This is a genomic window from Pseudomonas sp. SIMBA_068 (genome assembly GCF_046534705.1).
Lineage (GTDB): Bacteria > Pseudomonadota > Gammaproteobacteria > Pseudomonadales > Pseudomonadaceae > Aquipseudomonas > Aquipseudomonas putida.
This window is the reverse complement of sequence record NZ_JAWRYI010000161.1, coordinates 1-350: the sequence shown is the minus strand read 5'-3', so window position 1 is coordinate 350 and position 350 is coordinate 1. Positions and strand designations below refer to the sequence as shown.

General features: G+C 53.7%; 1 protein-coding gene. It reads left to right on the top strand.

All coding sequences use genetic code 11. The features are described 5' to 3' along the window. Window positions 1-15: 15 nt before the first annotated feature. Window positions 16-350: outer membrane beta-barrel protein (locus SB756_RS28655; RefSeq protein ID WP_410912893.1), on the top strand; the 335-nt coding region annotated here is incomplete at its 3' end.

Genomic DNA, 350 nt, shown 5'->3' with positions numbered 1-350 from the left:
ATAACGAGGCGCAAAATGAAAAAGACAGCTATCGCAATTGCAGTGGCACTGGCTGGCTTCGCTACCGTAGCGCAGGCCGCTCCGAAAGATGACACCTGGTACACCGGTGCTAAACTGGGCTGGTCTCAGTATCACGACACTGGTTACTACGGTAACGGTTACGAAAACAATGACGGTCCAACTCATGAAAGCCAGCTGGGTGCAGGTGCATTCGTTGGTTACCAGGCAAATCCATACCTGGGCTTCGAGCTGGGCTATGACTGGCTGGGTCGCATGCCTAACAAAGGCAACGTGACTAACGGCGCATTCAAAGCACAGGGCGTTCAGCTGGCTGCTAAACTGAGCTACCC